Below are 16,764 nucleotides of genomic sequence, written 5' to 3'. Positions count from 1 at the left end.
TCGGTTCCGATGGTCTGGCCGGGCAGCGCCTATCCACTGGGCGCCACCTATGACGGTGCGGGTACCAACTTCTCGGTGTTCTCCGAGGTGGCCGACCGGGTCGAGCTGTGTCTGATCGCCCGGGACGGCGCCGAGACCCGCATCAACCTCGAGGAGGTCGACGGCTATGTGTGGCACTGCTATCTGCCCGCGGTGACACCGGGCCAGCGGTACGGGTACCGGGTGCACGGACCGTGGAATCCGGCCACGGGGCAGCGCTGCGACCCGAGCAAGCTGCTCCTCGATCCCTACGGCAAGACCTTCGACGGCGCCTTCCGGTGGGGTCAGGCGCTGTTCTCCTTCGACCTCGAGGCCGAGGATCCGGCCTCCGGCGGTAACCCGCCGATGGTGGACTCGCTGGGCCACACCATGACCAGCGTGGTGACCAACCCGTTCTTCGACTGGGGTTCGGACCGCCCGCCGAAAATCCCCTACCACGAGACGATCATCTACGAGGCGCACGTCAAGGGCATGACCCAGACCCATCCCGGGGTGCCCGAGCCGCTGCGCGGAACCTACGCCGGGTTGTGTCACCCGGCGATCATCGAGCATCTGCAGTCGCTGCACGTGACCGCGATCGAACTGATGCCGGTGCACCAGTTCATGCACGACCAGCGGCTGCTCGACCTGGGTCTGCGCAACTACTGGGGCTACAACACCTTCGGGTTCTTCGCCCCGCACAACGAGTACGCCGCGACCGGCGCCTCCGGTGCGGTGGCCGAGTTCAAGACCATGGTGAAGACCTTCCACGAGGCGGGTATCGAGGTCATCCTCGACGTGGTCTACAACCACACCGCCGAGGGCAACCACCTCGGCCCCACCATCAACTTCCGGGGCATCGACAACGCCGCCTACTACCGGTTGCTCGACGAGGATCCGCGCTACTACAAGGATTTCACCGGCACCGGCAACAGCCTCAACGCCCGGCATCCGCACACCCTGCAGCTGATCATGGACTCGCTGCGGTACTGGGTGACCGACATGCACGTCGACGGGTTCCGGTTCGACCTGGCCGCCACCCTGGCCCGCGAGCTCTACGACGTGGACCGGCTCAGCGGCTTCTTCGACCTGGTCCAGCAGGATCCGGTGGTCAGCCAGGTGAAACTGATCGCCGAGCCGTGGGATGTGGGGCCGGGCGGCTACCAGGTCGGCAACTTCCCAGGTTTGTGGACCGAGTGGAACGGGAAATACCGCGACACTGTGCGTGACTACTGGCGCGGCGAGCCCGCAACCCTCGGCGAGTTCGCCTCGCGGCTGACCGGATCGTCGGATCTGTACGAGGCGACCGGGCGGCGGCCGTGGGCCAGCATCAACTTCGTCACCTGCCACGACGGGTTCACGCTGGCCGATCTGGTGTCCTACAACGAGAAACACAACGAGGCCAACGGCGAGGACAACCGGGACGGGGAGAACCACAACCGGTCGTGGAACTGCGGTGTGGAGGGCCCGACCGACGATCCGGAGATCCTGGCGCTGCGGGCCCGGCAGATGCGCAACATGATGGCCACGTTGATGGTCAGCCAGGGCACCCCGATGATCGCCCACGGCGACGAGATCGGCCGCACCCAGCACGGCAACAACAACGCCTACTGCCAGGACTCGGAGTTGTCCTGGATGGACTGGTCGCTGTGCGAGCAGAACGCCGACCTGCTGGCGTTCGCCCGCAAGGTCACCCGGTTCCGCCGGGACCATCCGGTGTTCCGCCGGCGCCGCTTCTTCGACGGCAAGCCGATCCGCAGCGGCGAGCAGGTCCGCGACATCGCCTGGCTCACCCCGGACGGTCGGGAGATGACCCCGGAGGACTGGGACGCCGGTTTCGGCAAATGCGTGCTGGTGTTCCTCAACGGCGACGCCATCCCCGAACCCGACGCCCGCGGAGAACGCATCACCGATGATTCGTTCCTGTTGTGTTTCAACGCCCACCATGAGGACGTCGAGGTCGTGGTGCCCGGCGGCGGCTACGCGCACGAGTGGACGGGTGCGCTGGACACCGCCCACCCTGTCGGCGACACCGACGTCGTGCTGCGGGTCGGTGAGACCTTCATGCTGCCGGCGCGGTCGCTGCTGATCCTGCGTAAGACGGCGTGATGGCGATGGCCTCCCGCCCGTTGCTGTCGACCTACCGGCTGCAGCTGCGCGGCGACTGTTTCACTTTCGCCGACGCCGAGGACCTGTTGGACTATCTCGACGACCTCGGGGTGAGCCACCTCTACCTGTCCCCCATCCTGACCGCGGCGCAGGGTTCCACCCACGGGTACGACGTGACGGATCCGACCACGGTGTCGGCGGAGCTCGGCGGTCCCGAGGGCCTGGCCCGCCTGTCGGCCGCGGCGCGACGGCGCAACATGGGCTTGATCGTCGACATCGTCCCCAACCACGTCGGCGTGGAGCATCCCCGGCAGAACCGGTGGTGGTGGGATGTGCTCACGCATGGGCGCGGTTCGGAGTACGCGCACTTCTTCGACATCGACTGGGACGCCGACCCGGACGGCCGGATCCTGTTGCCGGTGCTGGGTTCCGACGCCGACGTGGAACACCTGACGGTGGATGGGGACGTGTTGCGGCTCGGTGATCTGGAGTATCCGATCGCGCCGGGCACCGGTTCGGGCAGCGGGCCCGAGGTGCACGACGGTCAGCACTATCGGCTCACCGGCTGGCGCACCGCGGTGTGCGGGTACCGCCGGTTCTTCTCGATCACGTCGCTGGCCGGCCTGCGTCAGGAGGACCGCGCGGTGTTCAACGCCACCCACGTCGAGGTCAAACGGTGGTTCGACGAACACCTGGTGGACGGGCTGCGCATCGACCACCCGGACGGGTTGGCCGATCCGCCACAGTATCTGGAATGGCTGCGCGAGCTTGTCGGGCCGCAGGCCTGGATCGGCGTCGAGAAGATCCTCGCGGTCGACGAACCGCTGGACCCCACCCTCCCGGTCGCCGGCACCACCGGCTATGACGCGCTGCGGGAGATCGGCGGGGTGTTCATCGATCCGGCCGGCGCGGGACCACTCACCGAACTGTGTGAGTCGGCCGGATTCGACCACCGGGCGGTGCACGATCTGGCCCGGCGGCTCAAGGCCGAGGCGGTCACCGACACGTTGGGCAGCGAACTGGCCCGGCTGTGCCGGGTGGTGGCGGCGGTCACCGGATCGGATCACCCGCAGCTGGGCGCCGCGGTCGCGGAGTTGCTCGGCAACATCGGGGTGTACCGCAGCGACTACCGCACCCTGTCCCTGGTGCTCCCCGCGGCGTTCGGTGAAACGGTCTCGGCGCGACCGGATCTGGATGAGCCGTTGACGCTCCTCGCGGCCGCGGTGGCCCGCGGCGGCGAGGCGGCCGTCCGGCTGCAACAGCTGTGCGGCGCCGCCACCGCGAAGTCGATGGAAGACTGCCTGTTCTACCGCGATCCACGGTTGGTGTCACTCAACGAGGTCGGCGGTGAACCGGCGCATTTCGGGGTCAGCCTGGCCGAATTCCATCAGCGTGCCGCGGCGCGGGCGCGGCAGTGGCCACAGGCGATGGTGGCGCTGTCCACCCACGACACCAAACGCGGTGAGGACGTCCGGGCCCGTATCGGCGTGCTGTCCCAGGTTCCGTCACTGTGGGCGGCCTACGTCCAAGGGTGGGAGCAGCGCTGCCCGGCACCGGATCCGTCTACCGGACTGTTTCTGTGGCAGAACATCTTCGGCGTCTGGCCGGTGGACGGCGACGTCACCGACGAGTTGCGGTCCCGGCTGCACGCGTACGCCGAGAAGGCGATCCGCGAAGCCGCGCTGCACACCAGCTGGCACGACCCGGACGAAACCTTCGAGGCAAGGGTGCACGCCTGGCTCGACGCGGTGATCGACGGGCCGGTGAGCGCCGAGCTCACCGGGCTGGTGGCCCGTCTCGACGACCATGCCCGCAGCGACGCTCTCGGCCAGAAATTGTTGGCGCTCACCGTTCCCGGGGTTCCCGATGTCTACCAGGGCACCGAGCTGTGGGAGGACAGCCTGGTCGACCCGGACAACCGGCGCCCGGTCGACTACCCGCTGCGGCGCCGGAAGCTGCGCACCTCGGATCATCCGAAGTTGCGGGTGGTGCGCGCCGCGCTGCGCCTGCGCCGGGACCGTCCGGACGTCTTCGTCTCCGGGGATTACCGGCCGCTGCCGGCCCGGGGCGCGGCGCGCGAGCACCTGATCGCCTTCGGCCGCGGCGGCGATGTGCTGGTGGCGGCCACCCGGTGGAGCGTCCGGCTGGCCGAGACCGATTGGGGTGACACCATTCTCGACCTGCCCAACGGGCAGTGGACCGATCGCATCGGCGGTGGTCGATTCAGCGGCCCGGTCCCGGCCGCCGAGCTGTTCGCCGGGTTGCCCGTGGTGCTGCTGGAGCGTGCCGGTGTCTGACCTGGATCGTGAGGTGAGGACGCCGCCGACACTCTTCGAGGTGTGGGCGCCCCGGCCCGAGCGGGTCCGGCTCGACGTCGACGGCACGCTGCATGACATGACCCGTTCCGGCGACTGGTGGCGGGCGGAGGTTCCGGCCCGGCCGGACGCCCGGTACGGCTTCGTCCTCGACGACGACCCGCAGGTGCTGCCCGATCCGCGCTCGCCCCGCCAGCCCGACGGGGTGCACGAACGGTCCCAGCTGTGGGCACCGGACCCGGAGGCCTGGAGCGATGCGGGCTGGGCGGGCCGGTCCATCGAGGGCGCGGTCGTCTACGAGTTGCACGTCGGCACCTTCACCCCGGAGGGAACCTTCGATGCGGTGATCGACAAGCTCGACCACCTGGTGGATCTCGGTGTCGATTTCGTCGAGCTGATGCCGGTCAACGCGTTCGGCGGAACCCACGGCTGGGGCTACGACGGGGTGCTGTGGTACGCGGTGCACGAACCCTACGGCGGCCCGGACGGTCTGGTCCGGCTGATCGACGCCTGCCACAACCGCGGGCTGGGGGTGCTCATCGACGCGGTGTTCAACCACCTCGGCCCGTCCGGCAACTATCTGCCCCGGTTCGGCCCGTACCTGTCGTCGGGCAGCAATCCGTGGGGTGAGTCGATCAACCTCGCCGACGCCCACGCCGACGAGGTGCGGCGCTACATCCTGGACTGCGCGCTGCGTTGGATGCGCGACTTCCACGCCGACGGTCTGCGCCTGGACGCGGTGCACGCCCTGGTGGACACCACCGCGGTGCACATCCTCGAGGAACTCGCTGCCGAAACCGATGCGCTGTCCGCCGAACTCGGCCGTCCGCTGTCGCTGATCGCCGAGAGCGACCTCAACGACCCGCGGTTGATCACCCCCCGGGACCGCGGCGGCCTCGGGATGACGGCGCAGTGGGACGACGACATCCACCACGCCATCCACTCCGCTGTCTCCGGCGAACGGCAGGGCTACTACGCCGATTTCGGGACCATCGAAACGTTGGCCGACACCCTGCGCAACGGCTACTTCCACGCCGGCACCTACTCGTCGTTCCGGGGCCGCCGGCACGGCCGCCCGCTGGACACCACCCGGATCCCGGCCACCCGGCTGCTGGCCTACACGCTGACCCACGATCAGGTCGGCAACCGCGCGGTCGGCGATCGGCCGTCGCAGAATCTGGAGGCCGGGCAACTCGCGGTCAAGGCCGCGCTGGTGATCGGCTCGCCCTACACCGTGATGCTGTTCATGGGTGAGGAGTGGGGTTCGACGTCACCGTTCCAGTTCTTCAGTTCGCACCCCGAGCCGGACCTGGCCCGCGCCACCGCGGAAGGCCGCAAGAGGGAGTTCGCCGAACACGGCTGGGACGCCGACGAGGTGCCCGATCCGCAGGATCCGGCCACGTTCCTGCGGTCGAAGCTGAAGTGGGACGAGATCGGCCGCGGCGAGCACGCCCGGCTGCTGGACACCTACCGCGGTCTGATCACACTGCGGCGCAGCGAACCCGATCTGGCCGATCCGTGGCTGGACCGGCTGCACATCGAGTACGACGAGCAGCAGCGGTGGATCGTGATGCACCGTGGCGCCCTGGCGATCGCCTGCAATCTGGGCTCCGAACCGGTGCGGGTGCCGGTCAGCGGCCAGGTACTGCTGGCCTGGGACACTCCCCGGATCGGGGCGGACGCCGCCGAATTGCCCCGGTATTCATTCGCCGTGCTGAGAAAGCCCGGCGATTAACCCGGTACCACGGTCTCACCCAGCGCACTTCGTGGTTTGCTGAGAAATGCGCGTATCACAGGTAGAAGGGCTGGGGCTAAGCTGTATTCGGTAACCGGGCCGCAGATATTGACGCATACGCATCAATATTCGGCGGTCAGCGCTGCAAGGGATTGCATATGTTGAAAGCGCTACGGCGAACCTGGCGCAAACCAGACCACTATTACTGGTTCACGTCATTTCTGGCGGCTCGCCGGGCTCGCACGTCCACCTGTCGGTTCATCGCGTCGATCACGCTGATCCTCGGCCTGATGCCGATGGTGATGCTGGCCGGCCCCGCCGGCCCGCAGAGCATGCCGGGACGGCTGATCGCGGTGGCGGTCACGGTGACTGCGCTGGTCATCACCCTGATCTGGTTGCGGGACCGCTGGCCCAGCCGTAACCAGTCCCGTGTGGTCAGCCTCGCGGCGGGGCTGGCGATCGCGGTGTTCGCGTTCACGCTGCCCGATCCGAGCGCCGGGCTGGTGTGGACGGCTGCTTTCGCGGTGCTCGCCGGTTATGTGGCGTTGTTCCACAGCGCGCGCTATGCCACTTTCACAGTGCTATTTGCTGCAATTACCGCTGGGGTATTGTCTTTCGAGCTGGCCAAGACCGCGGGGGTCGCGGCGGCGGTGTGCGGATTTGTGTTCATCACCGTGGTGACATTTGCGGTGGTGTGTGCCTGCAATTTGCTGGTCGGCCTGCTCGACGTGGATGTGCTCGACGCGGACATCGAACCGCTCACCGGCCTGCTCAACCGGGATGCGTTCTACCGGTCCGCGGGCCACCTCATCTCCCGCAGCCGCGACGACGACCGCCAACTCGTCATCGCGCTGATCAACATCGACAATCTGCGCCTGCTGCGGGACACCCAGGGGCAGGCGGCCGCCGACCGGGCCCGGGTGGCGATCGGGCAGACGCTTCGGGAGAACACCCGGCACAACGCGTTCGTGGCCCATCTCGGCCAGGACGAGTTCCTCATCGCCGACACGTTCTCGTCGACGGATTCGTTCCCGCTCGTCGAGCGGGTGCGGGGGGCGATCGCGACCACCCCGCCGCGGTTGACCGCGAGCATCGGGGTGGTCAGCACGCCGATGCGGGGGCTGGCGGTGTGCCCGCCGGAGACGCTGCTCGACGAGTTGATCGCGGTGGCCAGCGCGACCATGTACGAAGCCCGCCGCGCGGGCGGCAATCAGGCGCGCTACCGCAAGTACCCCAACCCGACCGCGGTGACCGAGGCCCACTACCCGGAGCAGGCTGCCGACGACTTCTGACCGATGCACGCCGGGCGGCCGACAGCAGGGCCGAACGGGACGCGGGCAGCCGTCAGGTCAGGTACCGGTACGCCGGTGAGCCGGGCTCCAGCCGCTCGACGTGGATGTCGGAGGCCTCCATCCGGGCCAGCAGGCCGTCGAGATCGGCGGCCGAGCTCAGCTCGATACCCACCAGCGCCTCCCCCGTCTCCCGGTTGTTGCGCTTGACGTACTCGAACAGCGTGATGTCGTCCCCCTCACCGAGCACCTCGTCGAGGAAGCGTCGCAGCGATCCGGGCTCCTGCGGGAAGTCGACCAGGAAGTAGTGCTTGAGGCCGAGGTGCACCAGGGACCGTTCCAGCACCTCGTTGTACCGCGACACGTCGTTGTTGCCGCCGGAGATCAGGCAGACCACTGTCGAGCCGGGTTCGATCTCGGCCTCCGACAGCCCGGTCACCGCGAGCGCACCGGCCGGTTCGGCGATGATGCCCTCGTTCTGGTACAGGTCGAGCATCGCGGTGCACACCGCGCCCTCGTCGACGGTGGTGATCGACACCATGTCACCGGCGGCGGCCAGGGCGGCGTGGGTGTAGGTGCCGGCCCGGTTGACCGCCGCGCCGTCGACGAACTGGTCGACGTGGTCGAGGGTGACCGGTTCGCCGGCGGCCAGGGCGGCCATCATCGATGCCGCACCGGCCGGTTCCACCCCCAGCACCGCGGTGTTGCGGGTGCGTTCGGCCAGGTAGGTCGTGATGCCGGCGATGCAGCCGCCGCCCCCTACCGGAACGATCACCAGATCGGGTTCGCCGCCCCCGCCCGGACCGTCCTCGGCGTCGAGCTGTTCGAGGATCTCGGTGGCGATGGTGCCCTGACCGGCGATGGTGCGCGGGTCGTCATAGGGATGCACCAGGGTGGCGCCGGTGCGTTCCACATCGGCCAGCGCGGCCGCCGCGGCCAGGTCGTAGGTGCGCCCCACCGCGATCAGCTCGATGAACTCCCGGCCGTGGTAGCGGATCCGCTGCCGCTTCTGCTTCGGGGTCTTGGCCGGGATGTAGATGCGGCCGTGGATGCCCATCATCCGGCAGGCCAGCGCGAAGCCCTGGGCGTGGTTGCCCGCCGACGAGCACACCACCCCGGCGGCCTTCTCCTCCTCGGTGAGCTGGCTGAGCAGGTTGTAGGCGCCGCGCAGTTTGTAGGACCGCACCGCCTGCAGATCCTCACGCTTGAGGTAGATGTTCGCGCCGGTGGCCTCGGACAGGCGGTCGCAGAACTGCAGCGGTGTGCGGGTGACCACGCCGGCCAGACGCGCGGCAGCCTCGTCGATGTCTGCAGCGCTCAGCGGCGACTGGTCGCTCCTGCGCAAGCTGTGAGTCAGATCGGCGGTCACCGCACAATGGTGCCACCAACCTGCGTGTTTCAGCTAACCGGGGTGAGCACGAACACGGGGATCTGCCGGTCGGTCTTCTGCTGGTACTCGGCGTAGCCGGGATACGCGGCGACGGCCCGCTCCCACCACACGGCTTTTTCCGCGCCGGTCACCTCCCGGGCGTCGTACTCCTTGACGACCGTCCCGTCCTGCAACTCGACGCGGGGATTCTTGGTGATGTTGAAGTACCAGGCGGGGTGTCGGGGGGCGCCGCCGAGCGAGGCGACGACGGCGTACTCACCCTCGTGCTCGACCCGCATCAGGGGTGTCTTGCGGAGTTTCCCGGACTTGGCGCCGACGGTGGTCAGCAGGATCACCGGCCGGCCGCCCAGTTCGGTGCCCTCGGTGCCGCCCGACGCGATGATCTTCTCGGCCTGCTCCCGGGACCAGTCCGATGTGCCGGGTTCGTACTCCCCGGTGAGTGCCATGATGGTGATCCCTCCTGATCGGTGGTCACTTTTGCCCGGTCGGTTGCACCGGAGCCTGCCCCGGACAGCTCACGGGGCGCGCGACGACCGCCGCCGCCCTCGAGACTACGGGCCCGAAGAGGGCTGCGCTGACGAATGGGCCGGCGAACGGGCCGGCAAACGGGACGGCGAAGAAGACGAAGCCGAAGGGGTCGTCCCGCACCCGGGTGGGCCGGCCTGGGTGAACCGCCGGGCCAGCAGTGCCACCAGGTCCGGGTGGGTGCCGAGCGGTTCGGCCACCCCGTGGGCACCGCAACCGCGCAGCCGGGCGTGGAACACCCCGGGCGCCAGCAGGTAGGACGCGACGAACACCCGCCCCCCTGACCGGCACAGCCGGCCGACCAGATCGGCCACCGCCGGCACCCCGGTGGCCGCTCCGGCCTGCGCGATGAACCCCAGGTGCACCTCCCCCACCATGTCGGCCAGCAGGTTCGCGGCCCGCATCAGGCCGCGGCGCGCCACCGGGTCCGAGGACCCGGCGGCCGCCATCACCACCGCGTCGCCGGGTGACCAGCCCGCCTCGAGCAGCCGGGTGCGCATGATCGCGGCCAGCACCGGGTCGGGCCCCAGCGCCCGGGTGACGGTGACGCGCCGGTGGCCGCTCTCGGCGATCCGCGCCGGCAGGTCGGTGTTGACGTGGTAGCCCGGTGCCAGGAAAGCGGGGACCACCACCGCGGGGCCCTTCGTGTCGGCGAGCACCTCCCCCGGCCCGGGGCCAGCACGTCGACGTAGGCGGTGCGCACCGCGCCCACCCGCGCGGCCAGGGCCAGGGCGATCTCGGTGACGGTCGCCTGACCGTGCCGATCACGGGTGCCGTGGGCGACCAGGATCCGGTGCGGTGTCACGTGGCCGCGGGATCCACGGCCAGCCGGTAACCGCGCTTCACCACGGTCTGCACCACCTGCGGGGCGGACAGCGCCGAGCGCAGCCGGGCCATCGCGGTCTCCACCGCGTGGGTTTCGTCGCCGCCGCCGGGCAGTTCGGCCAGCAGCTCCTCCCGGGACACCACCATGCCCGGTGTGGCCAGCAGCCGGCGCAGCAGCGCCATCGCCGCCGGGGGCAGCACCTTCAGTTCGCCGTCCACCTCCACGCTGCCGTTGCGCACGCTCAAGTGGTGCCCACCCGCGCGGTACTGCCTTGCCAGGCCGGGCAATTCGTCGGTGATCAGGCGCGCCAGCGCACCCAGCCGGTAGCGCTGCGGGTGGCGGGCGTCGACACCGATTCTCCGCAGCGGAGTCGCGGTGACCGGACCCACGCAGAACACCGCCACCTCGGTGCGCAGCGCTGCGATCAGATCGTCGAGCACGCCGAGGGTCTTGGCGCGTTGCAGCACCGCGGCGACGGCGGGGGCGCTGGTGAAGCTCACCGCATCGAGGTCGGCGTCGAGGATCGCGGTGATCAGCTGCTCGCCCCGACGGCAGTCCTGCGCCGGCTGCCAGCGATACACCGGCACCTTGATCACCTGGGCGCCGGCCCGCGCGAGCGCCTCGCAGATGTCGGTGCCGGGCTCCCATTCACTGGCCGCGCCGTGCAGCTGTACCGCGATGCGCAGCCCGTCCACACCGTCGGCGAGCAGCCGCTGCAGCACCTCGGCGGAGGACTCCGACCCCGGGCTCCACTCCTCGCACAGGCCGGCCTGACGGACCGCGCCACGGGCTTTCGGTCCGCGGGCCAGGATTCGGGTGGACGCCAGCGCGGCGGTCAGCTCGTCGCTGACATCCCAGCCGTGCGCGGCCTCCACCCATCCGCGGAACCCGATGCCGGTGGTGACCAGCACCAGGTCGGGCGGCGCCTCGATGAGCCCGGCGGTGACCCGGCGCAGTTCGTCGTCGTCGACCAGTGGCACGATCCGGATCGCCGGGGCGTGCACCACGTTCGCGCCGCGGCGCTCCAGCAGTGTGATGAGCTCCTCGGCCCGGCGCGCGGCGGTCACCCCGACGGTGAAGCCGGCCAACGGGTCAGCGGCTCGCGATCTGGACGATTCCATCGACCACCCTGACGTCGTACACCGGCAGCCGGTGTGCCTCGTCGTCGAGGCACCGACCGTCGAGCAGGGAGAACACCTGCTTTCCCAGCGGCGAGGCCACCGTCGGCTCGCCGCGGCGGTCGCCGACGATGCCGCGGGACATCACCGCGGCGCGACCGAACGGGTCGATGTTGCCGACCGCGGCCAGGGTGCCATATTGGCGCCGATGACGAAGAACAGGTCGGCACGGTCGATGTCGTCATACGAGCCGGGCGGGCCGTCGGCCCCGAGGGACTGTTTGTAGCCGGAGGCCGCGCTGGCCATGCACAGCCGCGAGTTGGCTTCCAGATGCGCGGTGCGGATGAAGCCCTTGGCCAGCTTGGTGGCCAGATACTGGGCTTCCAGGGACAACTGCCCGGACACATAGAGCGCGATCGCGTCCGGACCGTGGGTGTCCAGGATGGCCCGGAGCCGCTGACCGGCCGCGGCGACGGCATCGTCGACCGGGGCGGGGACCGGCGGTTCGCCGCGGCGCGGCCGGATCAGCGCGGTGAGCGCCCGGCCCTTGGTGCTGCCCATCAGTTCGGCGTGGGTGGCGCCCTTGGTGCACAGTCGGCCGCGGTTGGTGGGGTGCAGCGGGTCACCGGCGACGCCGGCGATGACCGGACCGGCCGGTCCGGGCGTGGTGCGGACCTCGATGCCGCAGCCGACACCGCAGTACGAGCACGCGGTGCGGACGCAGTCGGCACCGCCACGTCCGGTGGCCACATTCCCCAGGGCTGAATTCCCGGCAGTCACAGCCCCACCGTGGTCGGCTGACATTACCGAACATGCCGAGTCGCGTTAGCGGGACGCTAAACGTGGCTCACGTCGACCGCCGCCCGGGTGTGAGCCCCGCGAGCCTGAACGTGAGACGGGGTACACCCACATCTGAGGTTTCGGGCACCCGAAAACACGATATAGTGGACCCATGACGAGCATGGATACGGTGCTGATCGCGGGCGTGCCGTGGCCGCGCTACAAGCTCGTCGCGCTCGCCCTGGGTCTGCTGGTGTTTCTCGTGGTCGGGCTGGTCACCCTCGATGCCGGACCGGCCGTGCTGCTGGGCGCCGCCACCGCGACGGTGGTCTGGCTGATGTACGGCCTGCGCCGGCCGCGCCGCAGCTAACCCAGACAGCCCGGGCCGAGCAGGGCCTTGAGGTCGCCCATCAATTCCAGCGACGGTGTCACCCGCAGCGACGGGTCCAGTTCCAGCGTGGTGATCCGGTCCCCGTTGATCAGGCGCAGATGCACCTGCGCGGTGCCCGGGTGGTTGGTCAGCACCTGTTTGAGCGCGGTGACCTTGTCCAGGGTGCACTGGCGGGTCGGCAGGCTGACCGCGATCGGCCGGTCCGCCGAGGCGTTGCTGAAGTCCGGCACGATGAGTTCATGGGCGATCAGCGCGATCCGGTCGTCGCGGGCGGCGACCTTCGCCTTGATCAGCACGACCGCGTCGTCGGCGATCTCCGCCCCGTACAGCGAGTAGGTCTGCGGGAAGAACAGCACCTCGATGCCGCCGGTGAGGTCCTCCAATTGAGCTGAGGCCCAAGGTAACCCGTTTTTGTTGACGCGGCGGTTCACCGAGTTGAGGATGCCACCGACGGTGACCTGGGCGTCGTTGGGCACCTCGCCGTCGAGGATCGCCGGAATCTGGGTGTCGACCTGGTTGGCCAGCAGGTGCGCCACCCCCTCGAGCGGATGACCGGACACGTACAGGCCCAGCATCTCCCGTTCCAGCGCCAGCTTGTGCTTGTCGTCCCACTCCTCGTCGGGCACCTTGATCGTGAAGACCGAATCGAGCGAGTCCTCAGACGATCCGTCACCACCGAACAGATCGAACTGACCCATCGCCTCGGCCTTCTTGGTGCCGAGCACCGATTCGACGGCGTCGCCGTGCACCAGGAACAACCCCTTGCGGGGGTGCCCGAGAGAGTCGAAAGCGCCTGCCTTGATGAGGGATTCGGTGACCTTCTTGTTGCAGACCGAGATGTCGATCTTGTTGAGGTAGTCGGAGAAGTCGGTGAACTTGCCCTTCTCGGTCCGGGTGGCGATCAGCGACGACACCACGTTGGCGCCCACGTTGCGCACCGCGCCCAGACCGTACCGGATGTCCTTGCCGACCGAGGTGAAGTTCACCGCGGACTCGTTGACGTCCGGCGGCAGCACGGTGATTCCGAGCCGGCGGCAGTCCGCCAGGTAGACGGCGGCCTTGTCCTTGTCGTCGCGGACCGACGTCAGCAGCCCGGCCATGTACTCGGCCGGGTAGTTGGCCTTCAGATACGCCGTCCAGTAGGACACCAACCCGTATCCGGCGGCGTGGGACTTGTTGAACGCGTAGTCGGCGAACGGCAACACGGTGTCCCACAACGCCTTGATCGCCGAGGCGGAGAACCCGTTGGCCTTCATGCCCTCGGAGAAGCCCTCGTACTCCTTGTCGAGCACTTCACGCTTCTTCTTGCCCATCGCCTTGCGCAGAATGTCGGCTCGGGCCAGCGAGTACCCGGCGACCTTCTGCGCGATACGCATGATCTGTTCCTGGTAGACGATCAGGCCGTAGGTCTCGGCCAGGATCTCCTCCAGCGGCTCGGCGAGCTCGGGGTGGATCGGGGTGATCGGCTGCCGGCCGTTCTTGCGGTCGGCGTAGTCGTTGTGGGCGTTCATGCCCATCGGACCGGGCCGGTACAGCGCCAGCACCGCGACGATGTCGTCGAAACTGGTCGGCTGCATGCGGCGCAGCAGGTCGCGCATCGGCCCGCCGTCGAGCTGGAACACCCCGAGGGTGTCGCCCCGGCCGAGCAGCTCGTAGGTGGCCGGATCGTCCATCGGGATGGTGTCCAGATCCAGGTCGATGCCCCGGTTGGCCTTGATGTTCTCCAGCGCGTCGCCGATGATCGTCAGGTTCCGCAGCCCGAGGAAGTCCATCTTCAGCAGGCCGATCGCCTCACACGCCGGGTAGTCCCAGCCGGTGATGATGGCGCCGTCCTGCGGCCGCTTCCACAGCGGGATCGCGTCGATCAGTGGTTCGGAGCTCATGATCACCGCGCACGCGTGCACACCCGCGTTGCGGACCAGACCCTCCAGCCCGAGCGCGGTCTCGTAGATGCGGCGCACATCCGGGTCGCTCTCGATCAGACCGCGGACCTCGGCGGCCTCCTTGTACCGCTCATGGTTCGGATCGGTGATCCCGGACAGCGGGATGTCCTTGGCCATGATCGGCGGCGGCAGCGCCTTGGTGATGCGGTCGGCGATCGCGAACCCGGGTTGGCCGTAGTGCACCCGGGCGGCGTCCTTGAGCGCGGCCTTGGTCTTGATCGTGCCGAAGGTGATGACCTGCGCGACCCGCTCATGCCCCCACTTCTCGGCGGCGTAGCGCACCATCTCGCCGCGCCGCCGGTCGTCGAAGTCGATGTCGATGTCGGGCATCGACGCGCGTTCGGGGTTGAGGAAACGCTCGAACAGCAGTCCGTGCTCGATCGGGTCGATGTCGGTGATCCGCAGCGCGTAGGCCACCAGCGACCCGGCCGCCGAACCGCGGCCCGGGCCCACCCGGATGTCCACCGACCGCGCGTAGTTCACCAGGTCGGCGACGATCAGGAAGTAGGACGGGTAGCCCTTGGCGCAGATGACCTCGATCTCGTACTCGGCGCGGTCCAGGTACTCCTGCGGGACGCCGTCCGGGAACCGTCGCTGCAGCCCGGCCCGCACCTCGTGCCGCAGCCAGGACTCCTGGGTGTGCCCCTCGGGCACCGGGAAGACCGGCATCCGGTCCCGCGGGGTCCACACATCGGCGTAGGACTGCACCCGCTCGGCGATCAGCAGGGTGTTGTCGCACGCCCCGGGGACCTCGTCGTCCCACAGCGCGCGCATCTCGGCGGCGGACTTGAGGTAGTAGCCGTCACCGTCGAATTTGAACCGGTTGGGGTCCGACAGGGTCTTGCCGGTCTGCACGCACAGCAACGCCTCATGGTTCTGCGCGGCGTCCCGGGTGACGTAGTGGCAGTCGTTGGTGGCCAGCGGCGGGATGTTGAGCTTGCGGCCGATCTCCAGCAGACCGTCGCGTACCCGGCGCTCGATGTCGAGGCCGTGGTCCATCAGCTCGAGGAAGTAGTTGTCCGGGCCGAAGATGTCCCGCCATTTCGCGGCGGCCTCCAGCGCCTCCCGGTGGTGGCCGAGCCGCAGCCGGGTCTGCACCTCCCCGGACGGGCAGCCGGTGGTGGCGATGATGCCGGTGGCGTGCTCGGCGATCAACTCGGCGTCCATCCGCGACCACTTGCCGAGCTGGCCCTCGAACGAGGCCAGCGACGACAGCTTGAACATGTTGCGCAGGCCGTCGGCGGTCTCGGCGACCATGGTCATGTGGGTGTAGGCGCCGCTGCCGGACACGTCGTCGGACTTCTGGCTGGGATCGCCCCACTGGACCCGCTTGGTGTCGAAGCGGGAACCGGGCGCGATATAGGCCTCCACCCCGATGATCGGCTTGATCCCGGCGTCGGTGGCGGCGTTGTAGAACTCGCTGGCGCCGAACATGTTCCCGTGGTCGGTCATGCCGATCGCGGACATCTCCAGCCGTTGCGCCTCGGCCAGCAGTGGCCCGATCTTCGCGGCACCGTCCAGCATCGAGAACTCGGTGTGGTTATGCAGGTGCACGAAGGAGGAGCTCATAGCTCAGCCAGTCTATGGGGTGGGTCCGACAGTCCTCGGCGTGTCGGGCTGCGTGTCCCGCGCGGTGCTCGGCTAGGCGCTCGCGAACAGGTTCTCCAGCTGTTCGGCGAGCACCAGCATGTCCGTCGAGCGCTCCACGAAACCGGTGTAGAACCCCAGGCCCCACAGTACGGTGTACATCACCTCGACGGCCGACTCGATGTCGATGTCGGAGGGCAGCTCGCCGGCGGCCACCGCGTCCGCGAGCAGCTCGGTGAAGAACTCGCGCAGCGCCATCGCCGGGTCCTCGCCGAGCTCCCGGTTGCGCATGCCCTCGAGCCGGGCGCTGATCAGGAATGCGATCGTGGAACGGTCCCGGCTGTCCACCTCGCGCAGCCGCAACCCGAACTCGGTCAACCGCTCCACCAGCGTGTCGTACCGCATGGCCCGCTCGGCGCATTCGGCCAGCAGATTGCGTGACTGCTCGACGAGGCAGTCGTAGATCTCCTCGCGGGACGCGAAGTAGTAGTGCAGTGTCGGGCGGCTCACCCCGGCCGCGCGGGCGATGCCCTGACAGGTCGCCGCGGGATAGCCGCGTTCGACGATGATCCGGCGCGCCGCCTCGAGGATGCGGGCGCGGGTGTCCGACGAAGCGGTTCTGGCCGGCCGCATCCGCGGTCGGCCTGCCGGTCGTAACCGCTTGCGCGCCACATCCAAACGCTAAGCCAAAAGTCAACGCTGCGCAGGCATTCCGCAAACCCCGGACCGCGCTGCGAC

At 69.0% G+C, this 16,764-nt stretch carries 10 protein-coding genes and 3 pseudogenes; 5 read left to right on the top strand and 8 right to left on the bottom strand.

All coding sequences use genetic code 11. The annotated features are described in order from the left end of the window. The first annotated feature begins 9 nt into the window (after nt 1-9). The 4 genes from glgX to CKW28_RS09985 all read left to right on the top strand — a co-directional run bounded on the left by glgX (nt 10) and on the right by CKW28_RS09985 (nt 7,469). Complete coding sequence (gene glgX / locus CKW28_RS10000) at nt 10-2,127, top strand: glycogen debranching protein GlgX (protein WP_085975074.1); 2,118 nt, start codon at nt 10-12, stop codon at nt 2,125-2,127. Continuing rightward, nucleotides 2,127-4,424 (top strand): malto-oligosyltrehalose synthase, encoded by a 2,298-nt coding sequence (gene treY, locus CKW28_RS09995; RefSeq protein WP_003923494.1) that lies wholly within the window; start codon nt 2,127-2,129, stop codon nt 4,422-4,424. Before glgX ends, treY begins: the two co-directional genes overlap by 1 nt. Continuing rightward, nucleotides 4,411-6,177, top strand: a complete 1,767-nt coding sequence (gene treZ / locus CKW28_RS09990) for a malto-oligosyltrehalose trehalohydrolase (protein WP_003923493.1) — start codon at nt 4,411-4,413, stop codon at nt 6,175-6,177. The genes treY and treZ overlap by 14 nt, the downstream gene beginning before the upstream one ends. Nucleotides 6,178-6,335: 158 nt before the next feature. Further along, a complete protein-coding gene (locus tag CKW28_RS09985) occupies nt 6,336-7,469 on the top strand; it encodes a GGDEF domain-containing protein (RefSeq protein ID WP_003923492.1) in 1,134 nt (377 codons plus the stop codon). A 52-nt stretch (nt 7,470-7,521) separates the two neighbouring features. Here CKW28_RS09985 and ilvA read toward each other — a convergent pair whose 3' ends face one another. From ilvA to CKW28_RS09955, 6 genes and pseudogenes are all read right to left on the bottom strand, one after another. Further along, entirely contained in the window at nt 7,522-8,835 is a 1,314-nt protein-coding gene (gene ilvA / locus CKW28_RS09980; protein WP_003923491.1) for a threonine ammonia-lyase IlvA, read from the bottom strand. A 29-nt stretch (nt 8,836-8,864) separates the two neighbouring features. Beyond that, a complete protein-coding gene (locus CKW28_RS09975) occupies nt 8,865-9,302 on the bottom strand; it encodes a nitroreductase family deazaflavin-dependent oxidoreductase (protein ID WP_003923490.1) in 438 nt (145 codons plus the stop codon). A gap of 105 nt (nt 9,303-9,407) precedes the next feature. Further along, a pseudogene (locus CKW28_RS09970) lies at nt 9,408-10,186 on the bottom strand (sirohydrochlorin chelatase). Further along, on the bottom strand, nt 10,183-11,328 hold the full coding sequence (locus tag CKW28_RS09965; RefSeq protein ID WP_040545803.1) for a uroporphyrinogen-III synthase: 1,146 nt from the start codon (nt 11,326-11,328) through the stop codon (nt 10,183-10,185). Before CKW28_RS09965 ends, CKW28_RS09970 begins: the two are co-directional and overlap by 4 nt. Continuing rightward, a pseudogene (locus tag CKW28_RS09960) lies at nt 11,300-11,521 on the bottom strand (nitrite reductase (NAD(P)H) small subunit); the annotation flags it as partial. The pseudogene CKW28_RS09960 and the gene CKW28_RS09965, both read right to left, overlap by 29 nt. Continuing rightward, a pseudogene (locus tag CKW28_RS09955) lies at nt 11,518-12,075 on the bottom strand (molybdopterin-dependent oxidoreductase); the annotation flags it as partial. The pseudogenes CKW28_RS09960 and CKW28_RS09955, both read right to left, overlap by 4 nt. A 202-nt stretch (nt 12,076-12,277) precedes the next feature. Here CKW28_RS09955 and CKW28_RS09950 point away from each other — a divergent pair. Then, on the top strand, nt 12,278-12,475 hold the full coding sequence (locus CKW28_RS09950) for a hypothetical protein (protein ID WP_040545801.1): 198 nt from the start codon (nt 12,278-12,280) through the stop codon (nt 12,473-12,475). Here CKW28_RS09950 and dnaE read toward each other — a convergent pair. Then, the gene (gene dnaE / locus CKW28_RS09945) at nt 12,472-16,008 is read right to left on the bottom strand and encodes a DNA polymerase III subunit alpha (RefSeq protein ID WP_003923484.1); all 3,537 of its coding nucleotides are present in this window, start codon (nt 16,006-16,008) and stop codon (nt 12,472-12,474) included. The genes CKW28_RS09950 and dnaE overlap by 4 nt on opposite strands. Before the next feature lie 72 nt (nt 16,009-16,080). Continuing rightward, entirely contained in the window at nt 16,081-16,659 is a 579-nt protein-coding gene (locus CKW28_RS09940; protein WP_003923483.1) for a TetR/AcrR family transcriptional regulator, read from the bottom strand. Nucleotides 16,660-16,764 lie beyond the last annotated feature (105 nt).

It is taken from the genome of Mycolicibacterium thermoresistibile, from assembly GCF_900187065.1.
GTDB lineage: Bacteria > Actinomycetota > Actinomycetes > Mycobacteriales > Mycobacteriaceae > Mycobacterium > Mycobacterium thermoresistibile.
This window is presented reverse-complemented; position numbering and strand designations above follow the sequence as displayed.

Coding starts and splice junctions, on each gene's coding strand:
- glgX (WP_085975074.1), top strand. CDS start 10: ATGGTCTGGCCGGGCAGCGCCTATCCACTGGGCGCCACCTATGACGGT.
- treY (WP_003923494.1), top strand. CDS start 2,127: ATGGCGATGGCCTCCCGCCCGTTGCTGTCGACCTACCGGCTGCAGCTG.
- CKW28_RS09985 (WP_003923492.1), top strand. CDS start 6,336: ATGTTGAAAGCGCTACGGCGAACCTGGCGCAAACCAGACCACTATTAC.
- CKW28_RS09975 (WP_003923490.1), bottom strand. CDS start 9,302: ATGGCACTCACCGGGGAGTACGAACCCGGCACATCGGACTGGTCCCGG.
- CKW28_RS09965 (WP_040545803.1), bottom strand. CDS start 11,328: ATGGAATCGTCCAGATCGCGAGCCGCTGACCCGTTGGCCGGCTTCACC.
- CKW28_RS09950 (WP_040545801.1), top strand. CDS start 12,278: ATGACGAGCATGGATACGGTGCTGATCGCGGGCGTGCCGTGGCCGCGC.
- dnaE (WP_003923484.1), bottom strand. CDS start 16,008: ATGAGCTCCTCCTTCGTGCACCTGCATAACCACACCGAGTTCTCGATG.
- CKW28_RS09940 (WP_003923483.1), bottom strand. CDS start 16,659: ATGCGGCCGGCCAGAACCGCTTCGTCGGACACCCGCGCCCGCATCCTC.